At 36.6% G+C, this 11,044-nt stretch carries 8 protein-coding genes; all 8 read right to left on the bottom strand.

Annotated elements, in window-relative coordinates; translation table 11 throughout:
* Window positions 1-23: 23 nt before the first annotated feature.
* The 8 genes from map to lon all read right to left on the bottom strand — a co-directional run bounded on the left by map (window position 24) and on the right by lon (window position 11,044).
* A complete protein-coding gene (gene map, locus L6651_RS00965) occupies window positions 24-785 on the bottom strand; it encodes a type I methionyl aminopeptidase (RefSeq protein WP_237036188.1) in 762 nt (253 codons plus the stop codon).
* The gene (locus tag L6651_RS00960; RefSeq protein ID WP_237036187.1) at window positions 782-2,140 is read right to left on the bottom strand and encodes a hemolysin family protein; all 1,359 of its coding nucleotides are present in this window, start codon (window positions 2,138-2,140) and stop codon (window positions 782-784) included. The genes map and L6651_RS00960 overlap by 4 nt, the downstream gene beginning before the upstream one ends.
* A 61-nt stretch (window positions 2,141-2,201) precedes the next feature.
* A complete protein-coding gene (locus tag L6651_RS00955) occupies window positions 2,202-3,434 on the bottom strand; it encodes a sensor histidine kinase (protein WP_237036186.1) in 1,233 nt (410 codons plus the stop codon).
* Window positions 3,418-4,092 (bottom strand): response regulator transcription factor, encoded by a 675-nt coding sequence (locus L6651_RS00950; protein ID WP_237036185.1) that lies wholly within the window; start codon window positions 4,090-4,092, stop codon window positions 3,418-3,420. Before L6651_RS00950 ends, L6651_RS00955 begins: the two co-directional genes overlap by 17 nt.
* Window positions 4,093-4,232: 140 nt before the next feature.
* The gene (locus tag L6651_RS00945) at window positions 4,233-6,254 is read right to left on the bottom strand and encodes a sodium-translocating pyrophosphatase (RefSeq protein WP_237036184.1); all 2,022 of its coding nucleotides are present in this window, start codon (window positions 6,252-6,254) and stop codon (window positions 4,233-4,235) included.
* Between the two features lie 68 nt (window positions 6,255-6,322).
* Window positions 6,323-6,550: a preprotein translocase subunit SecG gene (gene secG, locus L6651_RS00940; protein WP_237036183.1), complete on the bottom strand. Its 228-nt coding sequence runs from the start codon at window positions 6,548-6,550 to the stop codon at window positions 6,323-6,325.
* Window positions 6,551-6,668: 118 nt separating this feature from the next.
* Complete coding sequence (tkt, locus tag L6651_RS00935) at window positions 6,669-8,639, bottom strand: transketolase (protein ID WP_237036182.1); 1,971 nt, start codon at window positions 8,637-8,639, stop codon at window positions 6,669-6,671.
* A 74-nt stretch (window positions 8,640-8,713) separates the two neighbouring features.
* Window positions 8,714-11,044, bottom strand: a complete 2,331-nt coding sequence (lon, locus tag L6651_RS00930; RefSeq protein WP_237036181.1) for an endopeptidase La — start codon at window positions 11,042-11,044, stop codon at window positions 8,714-8,716.

Here is an 11,044-nt window from a genome sequence, read left to right as displayed (position 1 = left end):
ACTTTCAAACTTAGGGGTAATATTTATATTGTCTCTCCGTCTTGAATTGTTAAAACCCTTGGACCATCTTTTGTAATTGCCAAGGTGTGTTCGTACTGACATGACAGACTGCCGTCCTTTGTTCTTGCGGTCCATCCGTCTTCGTCTATTTTACTTCTCCAGTCCCCGGTGTTTATCATAGGCTCGATGGTTATTACCATTCCCTCTTGTAGTCTTTGTCCTCTTCCGCTTTGTCCATAGTGAAGTACCATTGGGTCTTCGTGCATGCTTCTACCTATGCCGTGGCCTGTAAACTCCCTTACTACTGAAAAGCCATTTTTTTCAGCATGTTGTTGGATTACATGACCAATGTCTCCAAGGCGGTTTCCTATAACTGCCTCTTTTATTCCAAGGTAGAGACATTCTTTTGTTATGTCCATAAGTTTGTTTACCTTGTCGGACACCTCTCCAACTTTGTAACTCCATGCGGAGTCTCCCATAAAGCCCTCGTATTCAACTACTGTGTCTACGGTAATTAAATCTCCTTCTTTTAGAACTTGGTCACTTGGAAAGCCATGGCATATTACATCGTTAACTGATGTACATGTGGCATATGGATAGCCTTGGTAGCCAATTTGTGCAGGAATTCCTCCCTGACTTCTTATAAATTTTTCACAGAATTTGTCTATTTCTCCTGTGGTTATTCCAGGTTTTATAAAATCTCTTAGTTCTTTATGCATCTGTGCAACTATCTGCCCAGATTTATACATTGCGTCTATCTCTTTAGAATTTTTAATGTAAATCAATTATCTTCATTCTCCTCTGAATTTTTATCTGAGTTGAAATCTTCTGTTAAAATAACTTTAACTAATTCTATTCTCTTGTTCTTAACTATTTCAACATTGAACTTAACACCATCTAGTTCCAGTGTAGGTTTTTCTCCGTCCCTTGGTATATAGCCTAGGTGAAATATTATTAGTCCTGCAACTGTGTCGTAATCTTCTGTCTCTTCGTCAAATTCACTTCCCAGCCTATAGTTTAGTTCGTCTATTTCTAGGTTACCTTTAACTAAGAAGGTGTTTTCGTTTATTACTTTAAAGTCTGGTTCGTCGAAGTCGTACTCGTCATAGATTTCTCCCATTATTTCTTCTATAAGATCCTCTAGGGTAACTATTCCAGAAAATCCTCCGTACTCGTCAATTAGTACTGCAAGGTGCACCTTGGCCTCTTGTAGTTCTAAAAAGAGTTCGTTTATGTTTTTTCTCTCTGGCACGAAGAATGCAGGTTTTAAAATTTTACGAATGTCAACATTCATAAATCCATGGGAGTAGGCTTCTTTCATAAAGTCTTTGATGTATAGTATGCCGATGATGTTGTCTATTTCTTCTTCGTAAACTGGAATTCTACTGTACTTCAGTTGCATCATCTGGTCTATATAGTCTTCGATTGGGCTTGTTATGTCGATGCAAAAGGCCTCTGTTCTTGCGGTCATTATGTCTTCTGCAAGGGTATCATCAAAGCCAATTACAGAGTCTATCATCTCTCTTTCTGCAGGGTCTATAATTCCTTGCTCTTGCCCTACTTCTACAATTGACTTTATCTCTTCTAAGGTGACTTTTGCCTCCATGTCGCTAATGTCTTGTCCTATTATTCTAAGTACTCCATTTGTGGTTGCAGATAGCAAAAATACAAAGGGTCTCATTATTTTATAAAATAAGTGAACAACGCCTATTGAAGCTAAAGAAAATTTTTCTGCATTTTGTAATGCAACTCTCTTTGGTACTAGCTCTCCAAATACTAGGTTGAAGTAGGCTAGTATTACTGTGATTGCAATAAATGAAATCTTAGCTGAGTATGGTATTCCTAAATTTGCAAATACTTTTGCAAGTTGTTGTGTAAGTCCTACTGATGCGGAACCTGCACTGAAAAAACCGGCCAAAGTTATACCCACCTGTATGGTTGATAAGAACCTTGACGGCTCGGCTATAAGCTTTAATAATGTTTTAGCTCTTTTGTTTCCTTCCTCTTCTGCGAGATATGTTATTTTTTTTCTGTCAACAGATACTATTGCCATCTCTGCTGCTGCAAAAAATCCATTGATTGCAGTAAGGATGAGTAAAATTATTATCTGCTTCGAGACGTCCGGTATAGTGCCTTCCATGTTTCCTCCTAAATAATTCATTATTATTAAATATATCACATATATGCCTTTAAAAAAAGTGCTAAGCTTGTAATTCTACGACAAATGTATTGCCTCTATCCTCAAAATTTCTCCAATATATCTTTCCATTATGACTTTCTGTAATGCTCTTTGCAATGGCAAGGCCCAGCCCATATCCCCCCTGTGAATCCCTAGATCTTGACTTGGACTCCCTGACAAAGCGTTCAAAAATTCTCTTTGCACAGTCTTCGTCAATCGGTGTTCCCATGGAGGTGACGGAAAATATAATCTTTTTTTCTCTTTTTAATAGTCTGATTAATATGTCGCTATGTGGCTTTGCATATTTACAGGCATTGTCTATTAGTATTATGGCAAGTCTTTTAAGCTGCTTTTTATCTCCTTCAAGTGTTAAGTTATCCTCTTTTTCTTCAAATATCATGTTCAAATCATTTTCAAAGGCGATGGATTCAAAGGTAAGCGCCACCTCTTCAACTAGTTCTGAAAAGTTAACTGTTTCGAAGTTTAGTATCATGTTACCTGAGTCTCTTCTTGCTAAGAATAACATCTCTTCCACAAGGCCCTTCATCCTCTTGGTTTCATGTTCTGTATTGTCAATCCACTTTATCTGATTCTCGTCGTAGTTGTCGTATTTTTTTAGTATTTTAAGATTTGCAAGGATTACTGTAAGTGGTGTCTTTAGTTCGTGTGATGCGTCTGCAATAAACTGCTTTTGGTCATTCCAAGACTGTTCCACCGGCTCTAAGGCCTTATCAATTAAATATTTTGAAATAAATCCTATTATTATCATGGTAAAGACAAAGGAACTTATTAGGGACTTTGCCAAAAGCTTAATCATATTTACTTGTGGTGAGATGTTTACCAAAAATAGTATGTGATTGCCTTCAGTTGTCTTAACAAGTTGATATTTAAATTCTTCGTTTAAAATAAATCCATTTGTGGATTTTTCAGGGTCAATTCCTTGGACAATCTTTTTTATAGCGTCGTCTTTTAATTTTCTATTTATATTACTAGCTATAAATTTTGGTTTGCCGTCTAATTCGTAGACAAATGTAGGTTGACTCTTGTTATCTCCCCTTGCAAAAAAAGGCACCCCATATATATCTCCCCCTGTAAATAGTTCTGAAACTACATTTTGCAGGTAGTCGTCGGTGCTTATGTCTATAACTTTATAAAAGTAAAAAAATATACCTGAGAAAACAATTAGAAGAACTGCTCCCACCAATGATATTGAAATTATTAAAAATTTTTTCTTTAGTTTATCCAGTATATTCAAGTTTGTATCCTAACTTTCTCAAGGTGGTTATTTCTACCTTGCTCTTTATGAATTTAAGTTTCTTTCTTATAAAGGAAATGTAAACTTCAACGTTATTATCTTCTGCGTCTGAATCGTATCCCCAAATTTTTGAAATTAAATCGTCCTTGGTAACCACTATATTTGCATTTGACATTAGTAATTTTATAATTTCAAATTCCTTTGCCGTTAGGTTGATGGATTTAAAATTGGTTGAGATACTATAGTTGTTTAAATCTAGTACCAAGTCTTCAAACTTAAGTTCGTCTAGTATAACCTGTCCCTTTCTCCTGGTAATGGCCCTAATTCGTGCTAGAAGCTCTTCTACATCAAAGGGCTTAGTCATGTAGTCATCGGCACCATAGTCCAGTCCTTTGACCTTTGACTTCACTTCATCTCTAGCTGTGAGCATAAGTATTGGTGTCTCTATTCCTTTTTTTCTAATCTCTTTTAAAACTTCGAAGCCGTCCATCTCTGGAAGCATAACGTCTAGTATAATGCAGTCGTATATTTCTGATGAAGCATAGTATAGTCCATCTACACCTGTATAGACCATGTCCGAGTCATACTTTTCCTCTTTAACTATTTCAGAGATTGCCTCTGCAAGTCTCACTTCATCTTCAACAATCAAAATTCTCATTCACTTCACCTCATTATATATCATGGTAACAGAGTTTCATTAAAAAAAACTTAAAGAATATCTATTTAATTTAAACTTTTATTAATCTTTATATGTAAAAAGGGAATGCTTTCGCACTCCCTCTAGTAAGCTAATTTATTTTATTTTCCAAATGAGTTTATAATGATTCCACCGTATTGGTAAATAAGTGGAGCGAATACTAATGATACTACTGTCATTAACTTAATAAGGATATTTAGTGAAGGACCTGATGTATCTTTGAATGGGTCTCCAACTGTATCTCCATTAACAGCTGCAGCATGTGCTGGTGAACCTTTACCACCGTGGTTACCATCTTCAATGTATTTCTTTGCATTGTCCCATGCTCCACCTGCGTTTGACATGAATATTGCCATTAGTACACCTGTGATTAATGAACCTGCTAGTAAGCCACCAAGAGCTTCTGCTCCTAATAAAAATCCTATAAGGATTGGTGATACTACTGCAAGAACTCCAGGAACGACCATTTGTTTTAAAGCTGCTGAAGTGGAAATGTCTACGCATGTCTTATAGTCAGGAGTTGCTTTTCCTTCCATTATTCCAGGAATTTCTTTGAATTGACGTCTAACTTCAATAATCATGTCGTTAGCTGCTGTTCCTACTGCATCCATTGTTAGTGATGAGAATAGGAATGGTAGCATACCACCGATTAACATACCTGCAACTACTGCTGGTTTTGAAACGTCGATTGCTTCTAGTTGTACAACTTCGTTATATGATGCGAATAGAGCTAATGCTGTTAGGGCTGCTGATCCGATTGCAAATCCCTTACCTATAGCTGCTGTTGTGTTTCCAACTGCGTCTAGCTTGTCTGTAATGTTTCTAACTTCTGCTGGTAGCTCTGCCATTTCTGCAATACCACCTGCGTTATCTGAAATAGGACCATAAGCGTCAACTGCTATAGTCATACCACAAGTTGAAAGCATACCGATTGCAGCAACTGCTATACCGTATAGTCCTTGTTGTGGGTTTTGTGCTCCGTTAGCTGAAATAAATGCAACGATTATACCGATTGCAATTATAATGATTGGAGCTGCTGTTGACATCATACCAACTGCAAGACCAGAGATGATATTTGTAGCTGAACCAGTTTCTGATTCTTCTGCAATTTTTTGTACTGGTTTTTTGTCTCCTGATGTATAGTATTCAGTGAAGTGTGAAATTAATACTCCAACTACAATACCTATAGCTACAGCTATGAATGGTTGTAAGCTTTCAAGAATCATCTTTGAAAGTACTGCCGCACCGATTATAGCTAATACTGCTGAAATTAATGTACCGCCGTTTAATGCCTTTTGAGGGTCTTTGTCTCCTCTAACTGTTAGGATACCTATGATTGATGCTAATACTCCTAGTGCTGCTACTGCGATTGAGTAATAGATACCTTGTGCACCATAAGCTACCATTCCAAGTGTAATACCTGAAAGGATTGATCCTACATATGATTCGAAAAGGTCAGCTCCCATACCTGCAACGTCCCCTACGTTATCTCCAACGTTATCTGCAATAACTGCTGGGTTTCTTGGGTCGTCTTCTGGAATACCTGCTTCAACTTTACCTACAAGGTCTGCTCCAACGTCTGCTGCCTTAGTGTAGATACCACCACCAACTCTTGCGAAAAGAGCGATTGATGAAGCACCAAAACTAAATCCTGTTACGATTGTTGCGTCTTTAAAGATTAAGTAACTTGCTGTAATACCTATAATACCAAGTCCTACTACGCACATACCCATGATTGCTCCACCTGAGAATGCAACGTTTAAAGCCTTTGCCATACCGCCTTCTTTAGCAGCATTTGCAGTTCTTACGTTAGCCTTTGTTGCAGCAACCATACCGATATATCCTGCTGTCATTGATAAAAGACCACCTAGTATAAAGCAGATAGCTGTCTTATATCCAACTGCAACACCTAGTATTATTGCTACTACTATTAAGAATATAAAGATGGCTTTGTTTTGTCTTCCAAGGTAAGCCATTGCCCCTTCGTGAATAAAAGAAGATATTTCTTTCATTCTATCTGTTCCCACAGGCATAGAGTTTATTGAATTAAGTTTAATAAAAGCAAAGATTAATGCTAATACTCCTGCACATATGGCAACATAACCAAAAATATTTGATTCCATTTTCTCCTCCTATAAATTTTAATAATAACAAAAATAAAGCGATTTCTTTAATCGCTAAATTTACAATATTACTTTGATATCATAGCCAATATCAATGCTGAAAGTAAAAATATGATTGATGCTACTATAACTATTCTATCAATGTAGTAATTCTTTGAAGTTTTTCTACCATATCCTGCAGTATTAGAGCTTTCTGTTAATGATGCTAATCCATCTGACTTAGACTCTTGTAATAAAACTGCAACTATAATAACTATGCTTGCTAATCCAAGTAGAACTTGTAAAAAAGTATTCATTTGCCACCTCCCGTGCATAAGTTCAATTACGATAATATCATAATTATACATTCCTATCAAGTAAAAAATAAGGGAAGATGTCTATTCTATCGTCAATAGACATCTTAATTATCAAACCTTACTTTAAAAGTTCAAGTGATTTTTCTACTATATTGTCAACTGTAAATCCAAACTTTTTAAATAGCTCTTCAGCTGGAGCTGACGCCCCAAAGCCTTCCATTCCTATTGTGATTCCATCTAAGCCAACAACCTTGTCCCATCCAAATGTGGAAAGGGCTTCAACTGAAACTCTCCTTCTAATTTCATTTGGTAGTACACCTTCTCTATATGACTTTGGTTGTTTCAAGAATAGGTCTAAGCTTGGCATTGAAATTACCCTTACTCCATGGCCTAATTTGTTAAGTCTTTCTGCAGCTTCACAAATTAGTTCAACTTCTGATCCTGAAGCCATTAGAATAATATCTATTCTTTCTCCAAGGTCCTTTAGTACATATCCACCATGCATTGCGTCTTTAGATGTCTCTTCAAGATTTTTTAATTTTTGTCTTGATAGGGCAAATACTGTAGGTCCTGTTTTATTTGTAAGTGCATATTCATATGCCGCTGCTGTTTCCATTCCGTCCGCTGGTCTAAATACAGTTGTATTTGGTGTAGCTCTAAGCATTGCTATCTGTTCAATAGGTTGATGTGTTGGTCCATCTTCTCCAACTCCAATGCTGTCATGGGTTAAGATGTATAGAACCTGTTGATTCATTAGGGCAGATAATCTTATGGATGGCTTAAAGTAATCGCTAAATACTAGGAATGTGGCAGCATATGGAAGTAGTCCTCCATGTAGGCTGATTCCATTTGCAATTGCAGCCATGCTCATCTCTCTAACACCAAAGTTTATATTGGATGCTCCTCTATTTTTTGGACTGAAAAATTCAGAATTTTTCATAACAGATTTGTTTGATGGTGATAAGTCTGCTGATCCACCAAATAGATAAGGAACTTTTTCGGCAATTCTATTTAAAACTGTTCCTGAGTATCCTCTTGTTGCGTCATCTTTTTCAAATTTGTAGAAGTCTTCATCAAAAAGATTTGAAGGTAACTCCTTTTCAAAGGAACTCTTTAGTTGAGCTGCTTCTTCAGGATATTCTCTTTCATATTTTTTAAAGAGAGCGTTCCACTCATCTTCGTCTTTTTGTCTATTTTCGTTGTCCTTGTTTATACTATCTATTACTTCACTTGGAACATAAAACTCTTCTTCATAATTCCAGTTTAGTTTTTCTTTTAAAGCAACAACTCCGTCTTCTCCCAGGGCTTCACCATGTGCCTTTGCCATGCCTTCCCTTGGACTGTCTGCACCAATTTTAGTTTTGATTTCAATTAGTGAAGGCTTTGAAGATTTCTTTGCTTGGTTTATGGCCTTTAGAATTTCTTCACAATCTGTTCCATCTTCCACTAAGAAAGTTTCCCAGCCTAGTGCTTTGTATCTGTCTATAACAGATTCTTTAAAAGCTATTTCAGTGTCACCTTCTATGGTGATGTTATTTGAGTCGTAAAGTACAATTAGTTTTGAAAGTTCATTTGTACCTGCAAATGAAGATGCTTCGTTTGAAATACCTTCCATTAAACAACCATCTCCCACAAGTGCATAGGTGTAGTGGTCAATAATGTCTAGTCCTTCTTTATTGTACTTTGCAGCCAAGTGCGCTTCTGCCATAGCCATTCCAACAGCCATGGAAATACCTTGCCCAAGTGGACCTGTTGTAGCTTCAACTCCAATGGTGTGGCCATACTCTGGATGACCAGGTGTCTTTGAGTTAAGTTGTCTAAAATCTTTTATGTCATCAATAGTTACACCATATCCAAATAGATGTAATAGGGAATATAATAACATTGAACCATGCCCCGCAGATAAAATAAATCTGTCTCTGTTAATCCAATTTGGATTTTTCGGATTGTGCTTTAGTACATCATTCCAAAGAGTAAACGCCATTGGCGCTGCTCCTAGTGGTAATCCAGGATGTCCTGAGTTTGCCTTTTGAATGGCCTCAGCCGATAAAACTTTAATAGTGTTAATTGCCAACTGTCTATTATCCATATAAAACTCCTTTGCTTATTCCTATCTATTATTATAACCATAGCTTAAGCTATCTACAAGTTTATAAACAGATATTACTTTATTAAAGCTAATTCCAATACTTCGTCAATAGTTTCAACAAATTTTATTTCAATATTCTTCTTAACATTTTCTGGTATTTCGTCAAGGTCCTTTTTATTTGCCAGCGGTAATAAAACCTTCTTCATAGAATATCTATTTGCTGCAAGCACCTTTTCTTTCACTCCACCAATTGGTAAAACTCTTCCCCTTAGGGTAATCTCTCCTGTCATGGCAAGTTCATGATCAACCTTCTTGCCACTTAGTGCGGATACTAGGGCTGTTGTTATGGAGATACCTGCTGAAGGTCCGTCCTTTGGTACTGCTCCCTCTGGAAAGTGTAGGTGAATGTCCTTGTCTTTATAAAATTCACCTTCAATGCCAAGGGCTTCTTGATTACTTCTTATATATGAAACAGCAGCCTGTGCTGACTCCTTCATAACATCCCCTAACATTCCAGTTAGCTTTAGCTTTCCGCTACCCTTCATGACATTTGCTTCGATTGTAAGGATTTCACCACCAACGGAAGTCCACGCCAATCCATTTACAACGCCTACCATGTCCTGTTGTGGAATGTCGTCATCAATAATCTTTTCGTGTCCGATATACTTTTCAAGGTTTCTGCCATCTATCTTTATTGTATCTTTTTCATTTTCCACTATTTCAACAACGGCTCTTCTAACGGCCTTTGAAATCAATCTCTCTAAATTTCTAACTCCCGACTCCCTGGTATAGTTTAAAATAATTTTTCTAATGCTTGCATCAGAAATGCTAAATTGTTCTTCTTTTAGCCCATGCTCCTCTACTTGTTTTGGAACTAAATATTTCTTTGCAATATTAAACTTTTCAAACTCGGTATAGCCTGCAATTCTAATAACTTCCATTCTGTCTAAAAGTGCCGGTGGAATTGTGTTAAGTGAGTTTGCAGTTGTAATGAACATAACCTTGGACAAGTCAAATGGAATCTCAATATAGTTGTCTATGAAGCTGTCATTTTGTGCAGGATCCAAAACTTCCAGTAATGCCGAAGCTGGGTCTCCTCTGAAGTCTGAAGAGAGCTTGTCTATTTCGTCAAGTAAAAACACAGGATTTTTTGTGTCAGCTTTTTCAAGTAGCTTTATAATCTTTCCTGGCATTGCTCCTATATAGGTCTTTCTATGTCCTCTTATTTCAGCTTCATCCCTGACGCCACCAAGTCTCATGCTTACAAACTCTCTATTGGTTGCATTTGCAATTGACTTTACTATGGATGTCTTTCCAACTCCTGGAGGGCCTACAAAGCAAAGTATTGGTCCCTTTAGTCCTTCCGTAAGTTTTCTTACGGCGATATATTCTAAAATTCTTTCCTTTACATCATTAAGTCCATAATGATCTTCGTCTAGTACTTCCCTAGCCTTTTTTATATCGTAACTCTCTTTTGAAGTTTTTTTCCAAGGAAGTGACAATACTTCATCTAGATATGACTGAATGACATTTATCTCTGGACTTCCCATGGACATGGTCTTAAGTCTATTGGCTTCTTTAAGAAGATGTTTTTGTGAGTCCTTATCCAACTTAAGTTTTTTTATCTTTTTGATGTAGTTGTCAACAAGGGACTCGTCTTCCTCTTCTCCAAGCTCTTCTCTAATTGCAGTAAGCTGTTCTTTTAAAAAGTATTCTCTTTGTGACTTGTTTATCTGAACATTTACTTTTTTGTTAATCTCTTCTTCGATTCTTAGGTACTCTATCTCTTTTAAGAAGATTTCATGTAAGGTTTTTAGTCTTTTTACTATGTCCACTTCTTTTAATAGTGTGTAATAGTCTTCAGTCTTTAAATCCAAATAGGAGCTTATTGTATCTGTTAAAAGAATTGGATCATTTATCTCCATTAACGGAAGAACCATCTCCTGTGTTATTAGTGGATTGTTCCTCACATATTCATTTACGTCTTTTAAAAGAAGTCTTCTTAAAACTTCCATCTCCTCTGTAGGATTTTTTATTTCTTCTTCCTCTATTATTTCAACCCTTGCCACAATGTAATTATCCCTATTTGCTAACTCAAGGACCTTACATCTAGATTCTCCTTCAACTAGAACTCTAGTGTTGCCACCAGGAAGCTTTAAGGTCTGTTTTATTTGAGAAACCACTCCATAGTCATAAAGGTCTTCAAACTTTGGATTTTCCTCAATTGCTTCAATTTGTGGTACAAGCAAAATCTTTTCGTCCTTTAATAAGGATGTATTTAAAGCATTTATTGATTTTTCCCTTCCCACATCAAAATGCATTATTGTGTGAGGATAAACGGAAACTCCTCTTAAAGGTATTACCGGAATTATCTTTTCAAGGGAATTATTTTTCTCTTTATCCAT

The sequence above is a fragment of the Mediannikoviicoccus vaginalis genome (genome assembly GCF_928097925.1).
GTDB lineage: Bacteria > Bacillota > Clostridia > Tissierellales > Peptoniphilaceae > Mediannikoviicoccus > Mediannikoviicoccus vaginalis.
The sequence above is the reverse complement of the archived record's forward strand: the minus strand, read 5'-3'. Positions and strand labels throughout refer to the sequence as shown.

Bases quoted from the DNA above. Each gene is read 5' to 3' on its own strand.
- L6651_RS00960 (WP_237036187.1), bottom strand. From the start codon at position 2,140: ATGGAAGGCACTATACCGGACGTCTCGAAGCAGATAATAATTTTACTC.
- L6651_RS00950 (WP_237036185.1), bottom strand. From the start codon at position 4,092: ATGAGAATTTTGATTGTTGAAGATGAAGTGAGACTTGCAGAGGCAATC.
- L6651_RS00945 (WP_237036184.1), bottom strand. From the start codon at position 6,254: ATGGAATCAAATATTTTTGGTTATGTTGCCATATGTGCAGGAGTATTA.
- secG (WP_237036183.1), bottom strand. From the start codon at position 6,550: ATGAATACTTTTTTACAAGTTCTACTTGGATTAGCAAGCATAGTTATT.
- tkt (WP_237036182.1), bottom strand. From the start codon at position 8,639: ATGGATAATAGACAGTTGGCAATTAACACTATTAAAGTTTTATCGGCT.
- lon (WP_237036181.1), bottom strand. From the start codon at position 11,044: ATGGATAAAGAGAAAAATAATTCCCTTGAAAAGATAATTCCGGTAATA.